Here is a 16,484-nt window from a genome sequence, read left to right on the forward strand (position 1 = left end):
TTAGTTATGCTTAAATTGAAATATTTTAATTATTCAACATATACAGTTACATTACTTTTCATGTTTAGAATCAGATTCTTTTTTATAATATTGTTTAAGTTCTTCAAAGTTCTTTATTTGCTTATTCTGTATTTTAGAAGATATAGTTGCAGGCATAAGATCATTCAAGGGTCTAAGATCAATTTCAAAAGTTTTTAATATGCATGACTTATTTGTCAATAATTTGTATTCTTTTTTCATAATTTCTAGCCATTCTTTAAACATCTCAACTCCTTGCGTTGATTTTTTGTAGAGATCAATGAGCCACTCTGAAGTATAATTATTGAACTTTACATAATAAATTACATCTTTTTCATCGAATGATTCAATGTCATGTTCTTTCTTGGAATAAGAATTTAAGAGAGAAGCCGGTATATGAGCTACCCAATTTCTTTGAGTTGTTATTTCATTCAATTGTTTTTGTTCTTCGTCACTCAATTTGAAAACAGATATATTTTTCTTTTTTGCAGCTTTTCTATAATTTTGGTAAGATAGTGCAAAATCAGCATGATCTCCAATAATATTAAGCAAATAATTAGAGCTAAAGTTAATTTTATCCCTAAATTCTTGATAAACTTCTTCAGAAATTGTAGGCTTTTTTCCTATTCTAATTTCACTTTCATTAATAAATATTCCTAACTCATTAGTACTTCGTTCAAATGAGTTTAAGTATCTAGTAGTAGCAATGAGTAATTCGGTGAGATAAAACAGAAAATCTTTCTCTTCATTTAATTCAAAATTTTTAATACTCATACTTGACCTCTTTCCTATTAGATTATTCAATAATATCAATGGGCACTTTAAACTCGATATAGTTAAACGGTCCTGATCCACCACCATTTAATGCTAAATCATAATTATATCGAATAGAAATACTATCTCCAATCTCAATTAATTCACCAATGGTAAAATTACTTTTATAGTATCCTTTTTCTCCTTTTGCTGCAGGTTTTGATTCCATTCCCCCTTGGCCTTGTTTGAAGTCTCGCTCTTTGCCATTAACCATCCAAATTTCTGAACCACGCATATCAAAAGTTTCTGGATAGTTACTATTTTCAAACTCAAATTCAACCGTGATATAATTGTATTTATTTTTAGAATTAGAATATAGATCTCCCTTTGCTCTTTTAGCAGAAATCTCTATCATTGGAGTAGCTCCATTTAAAATAACTGCTTTTTCATTTTCTTTATATTGATTTTTTGTTACTGTGTATTTTATTTCTCGCTTAATTTCTTGCTGCTTACTAACAAAAGTACGCCCTTCTTCTATCATTTTTAGAGCTTTCGATTCTTCTGTTGAATAATCTTTTCTGATACATGAGGTCAAGAATAATACTGCTGAGCCTAAAAACAGAAAATAATATACTTTTTTACCCATTTTTTCTCCTTTTTTATGAAAAATATCTCCTTCGAGTTTTTATAGTATCTTACCATTAATCTTTGCATGTAAGCATGCTTTTTTCAATATTATTCTTGATTTATTCATATTTTTTTCCTTATTATCAACTATAGACTTAGGAGCTTTTAGTAAGACAACCGTTCTTTCTAAGAAGTTAGTTTTAGCTTCTATACCTATTTTAATTAATTTTCTCAATTCACTGCTACTAGCAATTATAAATTAATATAAAAAAGAAGTTGATTATTCATCAACTTCAAATTGAATAATAATTTATGTATCCCCAAGGAACAACATAGCGCCCTATGGCTTGACTCCCACCAGCATACATAACACGCTCTAAAGTACCTTGCCTCCATTTCAACCGATAACCAACACAAAAACAAACGCTTTCTTTTTTAAAGAAGGGAATATTTGATAAATTTATTTGATTTTCAGAAAATGTGTATGAATAGATTAACTGAGGAACATCCGAAAAAATCAAAGTCAGAAAAAGGGTATCCCTTCGTTCTCCTTTCGCTTATATTCCTTTTTAATTCTAAAACTTCTGATTCATTATGTTAAACACCGTTGTTTTTCAAACCACAAATGCGTTCGATCTTCCTCTTGTATGGTTAAAACCCACGACTTTTTTCTGATAATCTTATCCTCGTATTGCTAATTCGCTCTATCATTACGACTATTCTCCATTTTTTAATAAACGCTATTTAACTTTTTTACTAGAATTTTGTACAGCTTTAAACAATGTTTGAAATTGACCTTTAAACGTCATCGTCTGCTCAAAAATATCTTCACCATCATTTAACATTTTTACAGTCACCCATCCTAATGTTTCTGTGATTGTACTTGCAACTGTCGCATTGATTACAGCACCTGCTACAGTCCCTACGGCAGGAATAAATTTTATTATATTGCCAACAGCACTTTTGCCCAAGCCAACAACGACAATTTCCTTCCCTAAACTTTTCCCCATACTCTCAGACCAAGATTGACCAAAAATTTTATGCAAACGAGCCATCATTGTTAATTGAACTGGCACCAATAGCAATGCATCCGAAAATGGAATCGGTGAACACCCTATGATTGCAGCTGTTAAGGATGCAGCATGGATGGTTGTATGACACTTTTTACGAGTTTCCACGTCCACACCTTTTAAAAACTCATCAAAGATGCTATCAAATTGACTTTTACTTTTAGCCAGAACCTTTTCAGCTTGCTCTTTTGATTTTCCATAACTTGCTATGATAATTGACGATGTTTTCTGGGGGAATTTTTTTATTACCTCAGAGAAAAAAGAGTCAAACTCTTGTTCATCTGTTTTATTTTCCAAATCACTCATTTTTTTTTCTTGTTGCTTTTCAATTTCTACTGCCTTTTTTAAGCGTGAATTTTTGTTTTCTGTAGACTTTTTCTTAAAAATTTTCTTCATATTATTTACCTCCATTATGTCTAAACAATATAGGTTACATAACTATTGCAAATGATTCTTTTAACACTTTATTCTAATCATACAGTAGAAATCTTATTTCACCAATCGACAGCACTTTTGACTTAGCATTTCCATACGAGATGTATTGATATATAGTTTGCAACTAGTAAATCATCACTTTGAAAGAGCTTATGATCGTTTTTCAATTTATACAATTTTACTTATGTACTACAAACAATCAATTTACTTATACAACATAGCAACTTCCAAAGAAACTTATTACGAAATTTAATTGATTAAATAAAAAAAGAATAGCGCAAAACTTTTCCAGTTTTGTGCTATTCTAAAAATATCACTATTTTCTATTCTGTCCATTATTTTTCAACTGGCATCAAGCTCAAGTGTTGCATATATTGATCCATTAAAATATAGCCTTCTAAACGACGTAAAAGATCAACTGAGCAACGCACTTTTTTACCAAATAAAGAACGACTATACGCAATTTCTCGCATCTCTTGTAAAAATCCATCTAGCGAAGATACTAATCCACCACAGCTTAATCGGCCACAAATCATAACATCTTCTTTTCGTTGCCTTAATACTTGTCCCCAAGAATAGTTTAAATATTCAGCTTGATTGATTTGGGCAAGCAAATCTGAGCGTAAAACACTCTTTTTTTGGGTGCCATTTTTCTTTGTTCCAAGACGCATTCGCTTATTCATGAAACATAAGTAAATTTCATCTTCCAAGTTTTCCATCTCGCTCTTAGAAAAATTAGGGATTTTCGCTGGTGCTTCAATAGTCTTGCTAACTTTCATCAGCTTAGAAAAACGTGGCCAGTTACTTGGTGTTGCTTTTTGCGTTTTTCTTTTCTTGAATACTAACAAATCCAGATCTAACGGCTTAGTTTTTACTATCTCTTGTTTTATTTCTTTTTTTGCAGCAAATTCAACTGTTTCTTTTGCTTTTTCGCTCTCTATTTGTTTACGTTTCAACTTGATTGATGGACGTTGTATTTTTGGTTGTTCCTTATTTTCTGGCTCTTGGGTTAGCAAAGTTGTAGGTTCTTCTTCTACTTGGGAATCTTCTTGAATTGGTTTTTCCACCAATTCGTTCTCCAACTTTTTTTCTGATTCTTCTCCTGCTACTTCCTCAACCTCTTTGATTTGTTCTACTGGCTCTGCAATAGTAACTTCTTCAACGGCACCATCATCCACAAGGTCTGCTTCTACAGCTACAGACTCGTTCATAACGGAAGGTTCTGTGTTTTCAGTCTTGTCATCTTCAATCACCAAAGGTTGCGCTCTTTTTAGATGAATCGTTTGAATGCTTCTAGAGATAATCGGATTACTTTTAGCTGTATTCATCTCTATTTTCCCTTGGTTGATCGTATCGGTTAAATCCGTGATGATTTTACGCAAACGGAAAATTTCGTTGGAGGTTTCAAGCATTTGCTTCATCATTCCTTGCATTTCTCCAGAGTTCAACGATGTATCACCTTTATATACTAGAGATCGATCCTTCTTTTCAAGAGTAATTTCTTCAAACCATTGTTTCAGATTCATACGAAGTTCTCTTCTAGTAGGCTCAAAGCTCCCCATCAGAAGTGTATAGTACATTATTTCAGTTTCAACATACATATAAATCTTTTTGACTACCAGCTCTTCAAAAGCTTCTGTTTCGTCCCAGCTATCACAAATTGCATCAAAAAAAGCTTCACCTTCAGCTAAATTTTGATAATCTTTTGCTAGATTCAACTTTCGAACTAAATAAAATGAATAAGGTGTCTCTACATTATCGGCATAGATCTCACGGCCAAGATAATCGGGATCAACTTCTTTACAAAGGTAGGTTGATCTTTCTTCTTTTTCTGATTGACGTTGTCGCTTACTAATCGTTCTCACTTCCTCAATTTTTTTCCTGTATAAATCGTATCATTTTTTTAGAAAAAAGAACAGACTTCCCTTCCATTATACCGATAAAAAGAAAAAAATGTTCTCATTTTTTTACAAATATACGAAATTAAAAGAAAAACGATGGAAAAAATCACCTTTTTACCTACATAACGTAAATAAAAAGAATAATTCATTTTAAAAAGATCTTCTCGAAACACAAGGCGAAATGCACCAACAATTTGAACCCGTTAATCAAAAAGAGCAAAATACTCTCAATAAGTATCTTGCTCTCTTTAAATTAATTGATTTGTGCTTTCTTTTTATCGCGTCTTGCTAGGGCAGGTAAAATCATCCCTAGTAAAATCAATACAACTGGTGTAATAATATTAGAAGCTAACTGGAAGAACCATGCTTTAGGATCTGCCGCAAAGTCAACTTTCGGTACCATTCCTAAAATACATGCAAAAGCTGTAAATAGGAAACACCATAACCCAAATCCAAAAGCGATTTTAGGATTTTTAATAAACTTGTACTCAGAAGAGTAATTTTTATACGCTTTATTTAACATCATATAGGCAAAGAATACCCATAAATAACGCATCGGCATTACAACAGAATTCAAGTTTGTCAACCATTTCACCAATTCTTTGATATTATCAATACCAAACATTGGTAAAACAATAATAATACTGACCAAAATACCAGTTAGCAGGTAGCCATTCACTAGCGTACCTTTTTTACTTCTCTTACGTAATGCTGCTGGAACATATTCTGGATCTGCATCAGCTAAAAGAATTTGCAGCGGCGCATCGATTGAGAAGGCCAAAGCTGAAATTTGTCCGATACCATTTGTAATGGCATAGATGATCATTAGTAAATTACCCACACCATAATACTCACCTAAAAGTTGGAAAGCAGTATAAGCACCATTCGCCATTAAATCTTCTGGGATATTATTACTTGCAAATAACATACCCATCGCAAATGAACCTAAAACGGCTGATACTCCAACCATCGCTGCTAAGAAAATCATTCCCTTTGGAAATTCCTTTGCTGGGTTTCTCATTGAGTTTACATAAGGTGAAATTTTTTCCGCTCCACCTACCGCAAACACTAGCATGGAAACAGTCGTAAAGTAACTAAAATCAAATTTAGGGATATACGTACTGATTTTATCCATGTGCGGTGTTGCAAATTCTACAGTAGAATTCATCATTGGTGCTCCAACTGCCAATAAGATAAATAGCATCGACATCACGAAGATCGCCGTTCCAGCCATTCCACCAATCACTTTTAAGGTCATCAATCCTTTAGTTGATAGCAACAAGAAGATCAAGAAAATCGCTAGAGAGATCAATGTAATTCCCACAACAGAGAAATTATTCACAATATCTCCATTCCCTTGAATTGCCCAACCAAAAGCGATCAAAACAAGTTGAGGCTTCTGAGCTAAATATGGGATATGTACAACCCAATACGTCCAAGCAGCATAATATGCTAAACGCTTTGTACTCGTATTTTGAACCCATGAACTAACTCCACCACTGCTGTCTTTAAAAGTTGAACCAAGTTGGCCAACAATCAACGCATAGGGAATAAAATATAAGACCAAAATCAAAATCCATGAAGTCACAACAGAAATTCCTTGTTGTGCATAGTTATTCACGACGTTACCTAAGCCCCAAACCATGTTGAAAGCGATCAGACCAACGGTGAACCATCGCAATTGCTTTTGTTCCATAGAAACACTCCTAATCATAATTAAGTATAAAATATCTTTTTAATCATAATCATTTTTGTATATTTAAACAAGCTTTCACTTCTAAAAATAGCGATTTTATTAGCAATTTATTAGATTAGTCATAAAACACTTACTTTTTCTAATAATACAGTTTTGCCATTCTATTTACAACAGACAAAAAAGCTGAAAGACACTATCATTAGAGCGCTCTCAACTTTTTATTTTAGTATTAATACAGAGAAATATTTTCTAATTTTCACACTTATTTAGTTTATTTTCCTATGTTTTGATACGAAACGTTTTTGGTGCTTTTTTATAGATAATAATAAAACCAATCAACACATAGACTATACAACTCAATACAACGATCGTCACATATAAATACCCTACAGAATGTAATTGGATATTCATATACGAAATCCAATAAAATACTCCTGAAATAATTTTGTATAACGGGCTCACAACTTCCATATCTCCTGTAAATGGCTGAATAATATAATAAACAAACAACTCATGAAAAGAAAATAAAAACGATAGAGCGATTAAAAGAAGCACTAACATAACAAAAAACTGCCCACTCAAAAAGAAATCATTCATCACTTGAAGAATCAAATAACAAATAAAAACTCCCACAGAAACAATACTATTATAATAAAACGTTTGCTTAAAACGATAATTAAATCCCGAAAGAATCGTACTCGCTTCTCGATAAAAAGGATAATACAGCATCGAAACGTCACAATTGACAAAAACCATCTGGACTACTTTTTTCCCAAAGCTTGCCATATACATAACGAAAAATAAGTTAGGAAACGTCTTAACCAGCTCTCCATTATCTGCTTTGCTGAAGAAACCAAATAAACTTGCACTAATAATCGCTACCCAAGCCGTAGCAATGAAGTAAAAACGAAATAGCAATGCTTTATTCAAAATTGAGCGATACCGACTAAATAATAAAGAATTTAAGTATTGACTGCCCGATAACTTTTGAGACACCTGATCTGAGTTGATGACTAATTTTTTTTGCATGGTTAGCCCTTCTGCTAGGTATCGGTTCTGTTTCTGAGTGCTTTCATTTATCGACTCCAAATTCAGACTGGCATGTTCTATCCAATAAAGTAAAAAATCGTTCTCTCGTTTAAACGTCAACAAATACCACAAAATACCTATTAACAAAAGAAACAATAATACAATCCCCCACCAAGACAAAAAAACGGTCATTATTGGCTGAACTATTTTGAAGTACTCACTCAAACCACCCATAATAATTAGCGATAGCCCAACGATTGCTCCAAATATTTTTCGTTTTACAGCTGAAAACTTCCACGTGTAAACCATTCGCCCCAATAAAGAAAAAAAGTAATTTCCTACTAAATAACTGAAAAAAATAAAGAAAACAACTGATGCTCCTTGTCCAAATAAAGTAGCAAAAACAAGTGCTGCTGGGAGGTAGACAATTCCTTGATAGCCTATATCCAACAACATATCTCCTCTAACAACAACTGTTCTTGATAATAAAAACTCCTCATAAAAATCAATCATCTTCTTATCAAGTATCATCGTAAATCGATTATAAAATCCTAAAAAAAGAACATTCAACACGAACCAGAGAAAAAGTCCATTTGTCAAAACACTAGGTTTAAACGAGATCAGTAGCTTCACTAAATTTTCCTGCATCACAACACTCTCAATTAATGCTGCTATACCAGTGTAAACAGCTAGCCAGATAAATTTGTTAAAAATACTAAACAGTAGACTTAAAATGAAGGCAATAGCAGCAACGACTTGCTTTACTGGATAGTAGCTATAAAGAGAGATTGGAATTTTCTTACCAATCAATGGCAACTTTTTTAAATAATAAATCAAGCCATTGACCTTTTTAGCAACACTAGTTAATTTAAAATAATTGTAGTTTCGGAGATACGTAAAAAATACCTTCACCTTTTACTCCTCCTTGTTTTGAGTGCCCAATTCATTATCATTTGATAACAACTGAACTACTTCTTCTTCAAAATCTATATCATGAATGCGTGCAGGGTCAACTCCTATTAATTTCTTGTGATGAAGCAATACAACTTCATCACACAAGTCTTGAGCCAACTGTAAAATGTGTGTAGAAAAAATCACGACTGAATCTCTTTTAGCTTTTAAAATCAACTCCTTCATCTCATGCGCTGCAACAACATCAAAAGAAGTTAATGGTTCGTCAAGCAGTAAAATGGGTGGTTGAATGATCAATGAAACTAACATTTGCACTTTGTTTTGCATCCCATGAGAATAATCTTTGAGTAAACGATCGTGATCGCCCAACTCAATACCCACAGAAGTCAAATATACTTGTGGCGATTGAGGTTCTTTAATTCGGTCTTTATTAATATCAATAAAAAATTTTACAAATTCTACCGCTGTCATAAATGCTGGTAAATGTGGCATTGTATAAACGAAGCCGATTTCTGTATTTTCATAACCTACTTTTATTTGCTTATTTTGTTCAATACTGATCGTGCCATCATCAAGCGTCAAATTTTTTGAAATACAATTAAACAGTGTTGTTTTTCCCGCACCATTCCTACCCAACAATCCATAAATTTTCCCTTTTTCAAATGTAAAATTCGCTTGTTCAATCACTTGCTTCCCTTCAAAACCCTTACTTACATTTTCCAATACCAATTTCATCCCTCAACACTCCCCTAACAATTATTTCATATCTTAGACTTACTCACAGTTATTAGATCATAACTAGCAATAATAAGGAAGTCCCCTCTACTTGCATTACAGAGCTATCAACTTAATGATACATCTCTCTTTTTAAACAATAACTGCATCACAAAATAAATAATCAAACTATAAACTAAAATTCCACCAGCCATTTGCCAAAAATTCAAGTAGCCTGGATAACTATTAGCCGCATCAGTATTTTCCATGATCGTATTTTTAATATTCAACATATTAAACGGATTCCACTTTAACCACTGATGTTCAGGTATCACAACGTTTAAAAAAGAATTAATGATGCTACTACCAAATAAAACACCTAAACCAACTCCAACGGCTAAACTTTGCGAACGAATCGCTGCTGATATAAACAATGTAATTGTAATATATAAAAGAAGTAATAATAGATTAGCACCCGCATAAGCGGCAGCTACCGTCAAAGCATTCCAACCATGGTAGCCTTTGACAACAGCTAACGGTGATTGACTGCTTAATAATAAATTAGCTGAAATCAAACTGCTCAGATACAAAATAACTGTGCCAATCACACTATATAGCACACAAACAATAAATTTTGAAAATAGAATCTGACTTCTCGTAAATGGACGGATCAATAAAAACTTGATCGTTCCGCGGCTAAATTCTTCTGCTACGATCGAGGCAGCAACTACGACAACGAACAAATTAAGAAATGAGGTCATTTCAGTCAAACTGGCAAATAAATCATTTGCTTTCGTCATAACTTCACCACTTTGAGATTTAGCCGTTGATCTTACTAACAATGTAATGGCAAACGTCATTACGACTAATATGATCCACATAATCCAAGAGGATTTTTTCTTGATTAGTTTTTCCCACTCATTCTTTATTAAAACACTCATACTATAATCCTCCATCTTCTGTCCAGCGTAAGAAGTTCTCCTCTAGAGAATCTACGTGAACTTTTAACTCTTTGATGCCAATTCCCGCCTCTACTAATTGTTTGACTAAGCTCGTTCTATTATCTTCTGTCAGTTCGATCTTTAGATATTTTCCATCAACATTCACGATATATTCTTGCTCTTCTAAAAAGCATAAGGCCTGTTGCTGTTGATCGGTTTCTAATAGTAAAATCAATTTGCTTTCATCTTCTGGATTATTCATTGGCCCAACATAAGTGATTTCCCCTTTTTGGACGATTACTAAATCATCACACAATAATTCCATATCACTCAATTGATGACTTGAAATTAGTACACCTACACCTTGATTTTTCAACTCTTGGATCATCTCACGAAACTCTCTCATTCCTTTTGGATCTAATCCATTCATTGGTTCATCTAAAAGTAGCAGATCCGGTTTATGCAAAATCGCTTGAGCCACACCAAGCCTTTGCCGCATCCCTAAAGAGTATGTTTTAACTTTTTGATTGATGTTATTTTCCAAATGAACACTGCGAATCACCTGATTTAATTCTTCCTCTGAAATTGCTTTAGGTGACATGCGTACATATTGTTTTAAATTTTCCATTCCAGTCATATAATTATAAAATTCTGGATTTTCAACAATTGCCCCAACATGGGTCATCGCCTCTTTAAAGTTTTCCGAAAGTGATTGACTCGCAATTTGAATCGTTCCTTGGTCATGACTCATCAACCCTACCAACATCCGGATGATTGTTGTTTTACCTGCGCCATTAGGACCTAATAAACCAGTAACTTTTCCGCTTTTAACGATGAATGAAGCATCTTTGATAATCAATTTTTTACCAACACGTTTTGAAATAGCTTCAACTTTTAATACTTGATTTTGTTCCATACTCTACCTGCTTTCTGCTTCAATGTATTTTTTCAAAATAAAAATACTGGCTATAGTACTTGCTCCTAATAATACTAAATCAAAAATTAAATCTTCTAGATATAACGGAACGTATCCTATAATAATTTTAAATTGATAACTTTTGATAAATGCGATTTTTCTGTACCCACTTACTAACTGCTCACTGATTGTTATTTCTGCCGCAAATAAAAGGAGAAATAGTAAGTATTTTGATACCCGTTGCAATCGGACTGGTGCTTTCGTACTGATCAAACTACTTAATAAATAAAAGAATTGAACATAGATCGATACTGAAAGGAAAAAATAACTAGCGACTAGAAGGTGTTTCCAATACTCTTGGAAATCCGTCATATCTACTTGTTTATCTAGCAAAAAAACTAAACCAACTAGGCACAAGTAGTAACCCAACATAAAAATCGTGGTAGTAATCCAACTAAATAAGATATTACTGAAATAAAACTTTGTTTCACTAATAGGTAGCAATCGATAAGGACTTTTTTTCCAGGCTTTGATCTGACGAAACATCTCCCAAATGAAATGAATAAATAAAAATAAAAATACAACTACTAAAACAACTTGAGAAATTCCTTCAATATACATTTGTTGAGTCCCTAATTTATAGCCAATAAATGCGCTAAGAACTATGAAAGAAAAAATACTGAATAACCAAATCAATCGACTCTCTTTTCTATATTCGTTCCATAATTTCAACATCTATCAATCCTCCGCTTCTACATATCGATCGATCAGCCAGATACTTAAGCTAAAGTAAATACTTGCAATCATCAGCTGGATAATCCACCGAAAATAAATTTCCTGCTTTAGACCCAAATTATTCATTACAAATCCTTTTACTATACCTAAATCCAAAACAGATAAATAATCGATCAACACCGTAAATATAATGAACAAAACAATTTCCAAAACCCAACGAAATTTCTTTTGAAAATAAGTCTTGATTGATGCGTAGATACAAACAAGTAATTGCACCAATAAAAATAAAACAATGATATCAATAGCTGCTGCTAGACCTTGAATCCACGTCATATCTATTGTATATGGAATATTTATTACCAAGTAATTGATGATCCAACCAATAATCACATTCCCCATAAAAAAGCTAATACCTGTGATCGTGCTGAAAATCAAATTGTAAGTATATAATTTAACTGTACTGATCGGCAACAATCGAAAATCAGCCGACCTAAAAATTTGATAAATCCGGTTTGATTCCAACACAAAAAAGAGCAAAAAATAAACTAAGAGCGAAAAAATAAAGAATGCAGTACTAACCTCAAACGATTGTTGATTTATGCTATAAACATTAATACATCCCAACAAAAATGTAAGAAAAAATGTAGCACTATAAACTAAGAAGAGTGTTTTTGAAAAAAATAGCCAAAAGAATTTACTCAAATTTCATACACCTCGCGATACAAATCTTCTAAATCTTTATGTTTGACTTCTTTGATCATTTCTAAAGATTCATGCAAGATGATCTGTCCATCACGTAAAAACATCACTTCATCAACAATATTTTCAATTTCTCTGAGCTGATGGGTCGTAATAATAATCGTACTTTCTTCATCAAACCATTGCAATAATGATTGAATGATCTTCTCTCTTGATAACAAATCTACCCCACTCAAAGGTTCATCTAATAAATACAACTTGGCTCTTCTAGCCAAAGTCATACTTAAAGCAAATTTTTCAGCATTTCCTTTGGATAAGTTTCCTACCTTTTCAGACTCACTCAAATTCATAAAGCGTAATAACTCATATGCTCTTCGTTTATCAAAATCTGAATAAAAGCGCGCATAAAATGAAATGATTTCTTCTAATTGTTGATTTGGTTGAAAATTGTTTTTGTCTTCTAAATACGCTACAAATGATTTTGTTTTAGTCCCAACAACGCAACCATCAATTAAAATTTGCCCTTTCCAATTTAAGGCCAATCCTGAAAGTAAACGCATGATTGTTGTTTTGCCAGAACCATTTTCACCAATCAATGCGATAATCTTGCCAGATGTAACAGAAAAATTCAATGCTCGAAAAATTTGTTTCATTCCCTTACGGTAGCTCAACTGTTCAATCTTCACTAATTCTCCCACTATTATTTCTCCTTTTCAATGTATTCTTCTAGAACATCTTTTATTTGTTCTTGCGTCCAACCAAATTTATTCATTTCAACCAGAAAATTTTCAATGACTTGTCCAACTGCTTGATTTTTTAAGTCACTGATTTTATTAGAATCTTCTGTAACAAAACGACCCAGTCCACGTTTAGAAAATAAGATATCCTCACGTTCTAGTTCTTGTAATGCACGTTGTACTGTATTGGGATTTGTGGCTAATTCGACAGCCATTTCTCTTACAGCTTTAACTTTATCACCTGGCTGAAACTTACCAGAAACGATTTGTTGAATAATAAAGTCCATAATCTGTAAATAAATCGGTCGATCTGTGTGGAAATCCATGACTTTCCCTCCAATTTATTTTCATCTTCACTAGTGTTCTAGTTAAATAGTACACCATTCAAATAAGAAGTTCAATATTTTTTTGAATTAGGGGGAACAGAATTAAAAGAGGGAACAAAATCAATAAATTGATCTTGTTCCCTCTTTAAGTTATTTTAGTGATCTATTTAATTTCTCAACAGCTTCTCTAATATCTTTTGCCAGTTTAATTGCAGAAATCACTCCTACTCCTGCAACTTTTTTCTATTATTTCCTGTATCTCCCCCCTCTTTTGCAACAACCAGTAAAGCCTACTTTTAATTTCAAAATAAAAGGATAACAGATTGTATTGGGAGTGACTGATGAAATTTTTTTATGACTGAATTTCTTCTATTGGAATGTTCAAGGCTTCAGCAACTCTTGAACCGTAGTCTTTATCTGCAAGGTAGAACTGTTTAATCTCTAGCACTTGGATATTTCGATCCTCTACTTGACCTAGATTATTTTTGATTGTTTCAACTAACCGTTCTTTTTCTGCTTCTGGAATCAAGCGATACAAATCTCCTGCTTGTGAGTAGTGATCTAAATGATATTCATAGGTCCCAACCTGACCTTCTACAGCAAATGGAGTGATCGCAGCAGATTCGTCTTGGACTGGCCCGTCTTGACTATTCGGTTCATAATTGACTGCCCCACCATAATTATTAGTTTGCATGAACCCATCTCGTTCATAATTATTGACTTCATTGATTGGTTTATTGACAGGTAATTGATCGTAATTCACTCCTAAACGGTAGCGAGCTGCATCTTTATAAGCAAACAATCTTCCTTGCAATAATTTGTCTGGTGATACTTCTACTCCGGGTACCAAGTTAGCTGGTGAAAAAGCAATCTCTTCAACATCAGTAAAGTAATTTTGAGGATTTTCATTCAATGTTATGGTCCCAACTTCGATCAATGGATACTCTTTTTGTGAAACAACTTTTGTTACATCGAATAAATCATATTTGTAGTTTAGCCCTTCTTCATAAGGAATAATCTGTACACAAAGAGTCCATGAAGGATAATCACCCATTTCAATCGCTTGAAATAATTCATCCGTCAAATAATCAGTATTTTCACAAGCGACTTGTCCGGCAACCTCATCGGTAAGATTTTTTACTCCTTGATTTGTTCTAAAATGATATTTCACCCAGAAAACTTCACCTTGCTCATTGACCCATTTAAATGTATGACTGCCATAGCCATGCATCGCCCGATAACTTGCTGGTATCCCTCGGTCAGCCATCAAAATAGTCACTTGGTGAACAGATTCAGGCGAATGAGACCAAAAGTCCCACTGCATGTAAGGATCACGTAAATGTGTCTTTGGATCTCGCTTTTGCGAATGAATAAAATCAGGAAATTTTAAAGGATCATTGACAAAAAATATGGGTGTATTATTGCCGACAATATCATAATTTCCTTCTTCTGTATAAAATTTGACTGCAAAACCTCGGACATCACGATACGTATCGATATACCCAGATTCACCTGCTACATGAGAAAAACGAATTGCTACTCTTGTTTTTTTGCCAACTCCATTAAAAAGACCGGCTTTTGTAAATTGGCTCATATCATTCGTGAGTTCAAATTCACCAAAAGCCCCAGCGCCTTTAGCATGAACGACTCTTTCGGGGATTCTTTCACGATTAAAATGGGCTAACTTTTCCAAAAGATGCACATCTTGAATCAATACAGGTCCCCTTTTACCCGCAGTTTGTGAATGTTGATTATTAGCGACAGCTTGTCCTTCATTGGTCGTTATTTTTTTACTCATATTTTCACCTTCCTATACATATATTCTTTACATATCAACAATAACTCTAATATGATAATTATTCAAACAAAAGAGGTTGGTACGAAACATATCACGTTTCGTACCAACCTCTTTAAAAGTCATAACTTAGCTACTCATCTAGACCTTCTTTTTTTCCTTCCCTAACAGCATGAAGACCTAATTTTATCTCTCGTCGTTTTTGGACTAACACGTAAAGAAACCCAATCAGAAATGGCAAAACAAAACTACCAAAACGATATAATAATAACGACGATACAGCATCCACCGTTCCAACTAATGGTTTAAATAGTAATAAATAAACAAATTCAAACGGACCAATTCCTGCTGGTGTCGGAAATACACCAGACAAAATAACAGAAAAACTGGTAAAAGAAAGTACTAGAAGAAAATCGATATTTGGATGATTCTCAACTAATACAACATAAGGAATCACATACCAAAACAGTAACTTTGCAACATTCCAACCGAAAATTCGGAGCATTGCTGAGCGATCTTTTGTAATCGTTTGAACAGTTTCTCTCAATGAATAGATCTGCAAATTGCACTTGTCTACCCAATCTCTTAACTTCTTACGTTTAAAATATTTATTTGTCCATTTTATTAAAATCACTTGAAGATTGATACTGCTTGAAAGAATTAGCAATGAAAAAATGATAACAAATGTCAGGCCCACACCTACTAAAATAAAGGGAATCATTTTTGGTGAGCGCTCATAAAATAAAGAAAATTGGAAAATCAAACCAAGTATCGATAGAAAAATAACCGCAACTTTGTACATGATCATATGCAGCGCTGTTACGCCGACACCTTGAGAAACAGCTAGTCCTTTTTTCTTATAAAAATAAATTTCAGAAAGCAACGTCCCTGTTCCAAACGAAATCACTCGATAAAAAGCCACATAGCACGATGTAAAAAATCCATCTTTCGTTGTGAAATTTTTCTGAAAATAAGAAGCAATTTCTTTGATTGAGCGTCCTTCTACAATCTGATAGATGACACCTAACAAAATAACTAAGGCAACAACAATCCAGCTTGTTTGCATTAACTGAGCAAATATATCACTGAGAGAATTATCCATCACATAGATGATTACTCCGATAAAAATTGCTAATAACCCAATATTCAGAAAAACTTTTGTTTTAGAATTGCTTTTCAT

The 16,484-nt window shown here is 33.3% G+C and carries 15 protein-coding genes; all 15 read right to left on the minus strand.

The genetic code is table 11. The features are described from left to right. Window positions 1-51: 51 nt before the first annotated feature. Window positions 52-792, minus strand: a complete 741-nt coding sequence (locus tag AC4BB5_RS11790; protein ID WP_490456317.1) for a hypothetical protein — start codon at window positions 790-792, stop codon at window positions 52-54. Between the two features lie 22 nt (window positions 793-814). After that, window positions 815-1,417 carry a hypothetical protein gene (locus tag AC4BB5_RS11795; RefSeq protein WP_490456318.1) on the minus strand — a complete coding sequence of 201 codons (603 nt, stop codon included), beginning with the start codon at window positions 1,415-1,417 and terminating at the stop codon, window positions 815-817. A 721-nt stretch (window positions 1,418-2,138) separates the two neighbouring features. Next, window positions 2,139-2,864: a YcjF family protein gene (locus AC4BB5_RS11800; RefSeq protein ID WP_490456319.1), complete on the minus strand. Its 726-nt coding sequence runs from the start codon at window positions 2,862-2,864 to the stop codon at window positions 2,139-2,141. A gap of 374 nt (window positions 2,865-3,238) precedes the next feature. Next, the gene (locus AC4BB5_RS11805) at window positions 3,239-4,768 is read right to left on the minus strand and encodes a cell envelope integrity TolA family protein (protein WP_490456320.1); all 1,530 of its coding nucleotides are present in this window, start codon (window positions 4,766-4,768) and stop codon (window positions 3,239-3,241) included. A gap of 289 nt (window positions 4,769-5,057) precedes the next feature. Further along, on the minus strand, window positions 5,058-6,500 hold the full coding sequence (locus tag AC4BB5_RS11810; RefSeq protein WP_490456321.1) for an amino acid permease: 1,443 nt from the start codon (window positions 6,498-6,500) through the stop codon (window positions 5,058-5,060). A gap of 279 nt (window positions 6,501-6,779) precedes the next feature. After that, window positions 6,780-8,441, minus strand: a complete 1,662-nt coding sequence (locus tag AC4BB5_RS11815) for a hypothetical protein (RefSeq protein ID WP_490456322.1) — start codon at window positions 8,439-8,441, stop codon at window positions 6,780-6,782. Between the two features lie 3 nt (window positions 8,442-8,444). Then, entirely contained in the window at window positions 8,445-9,176 is a 732-nt protein-coding gene (locus AC4BB5_RS11820) for an ABC transporter ATP-binding protein (RefSeq protein ID WP_490456323.1), read from the minus strand. 107 nt (window positions 9,177-9,283) lie between these two features. Further along, window positions 9,284-10,096: an ABC transporter permease gene (locus tag AC4BB5_RS11825; RefSeq protein ID WP_490456324.1), complete on the minus strand. Its 813-nt coding sequence runs from the start codon at window positions 10,094-10,096 to the stop codon at window positions 9,284-9,286. Window position 10,097: 1 nt separating this feature from the next. Then, the gene (locus AC4BB5_RS11830) at window positions 10,098-11,012 is read right to left on the minus strand and encodes an ABC transporter ATP-binding protein (RefSeq protein ID WP_490456325.1); all 915 of its coding nucleotides are present in this window, start codon (window positions 11,010-11,012) and stop codon (window positions 10,098-10,100) included. Window positions 11,013-11,015: 3 nt separating this feature from the next. Next, window positions 11,016-11,747 (minus strand): hypothetical protein, encoded by a 732-nt coding sequence (locus AC4BB5_RS11835; RefSeq protein ID WP_490456326.1) that lies wholly within the window; start codon window positions 11,745-11,747, stop codon window positions 11,016-11,018. Between the two features lie 3 nt (window positions 11,748-11,750). Beyond that, window positions 11,751-12,221 carry a hypothetical protein gene (locus AC4BB5_RS11840; protein WP_490456327.1) on the minus strand — a complete coding sequence of 157 codons (471 nt, stop codon included), beginning with the start codon at window positions 12,219-12,221 and terminating at the stop codon, window positions 11,751-11,753. Window positions 12,222-12,445: 224 nt separating this feature from the next. Continuing rightward, window positions 12,446-13,144, minus strand: a complete 699-nt coding sequence (locus tag AC4BB5_RS11845) for an ABC transporter ATP-binding protein (protein WP_490456328.1) — start codon at window positions 13,142-13,144, stop codon at window positions 12,446-12,448. Window positions 13,145-13,146: 2 nt separating this feature from the next. Further along, entirely contained in the window at window positions 13,147-13,509 is a 363-nt protein-coding gene (locus tag AC4BB5_RS11850; protein WP_490456329.1) for a GntR family transcriptional regulator, read from the minus strand. Window positions 13,510-13,861: 352 nt separating this feature from the next. Beyond that, the gene (locus AC4BB5_RS11855; RefSeq protein ID WP_490456330.1) at window positions 13,862-15,307 is read right to left on the minus strand and encodes a catalase; all 1,446 of its coding nucleotides are present in this window, start codon (window positions 15,305-15,307) and stop codon (window positions 13,862-13,864) included. 130 nt (window positions 15,308-15,437) lie between these two features. Further along, window positions 15,438-16,484, minus strand: coding sequence for a lysylphosphatidylglycerol synthase transmembrane domain-containing protein (locus AC4BB5_RS11860; RefSeq protein ID WP_490456331.1), 1,047 nt, complete (start codon window positions 16,482-16,484; stop codon window positions 15,438-15,440).

It is taken from the genome of Enterococcus sp. AMC1252, assembly GCF_058216515.1.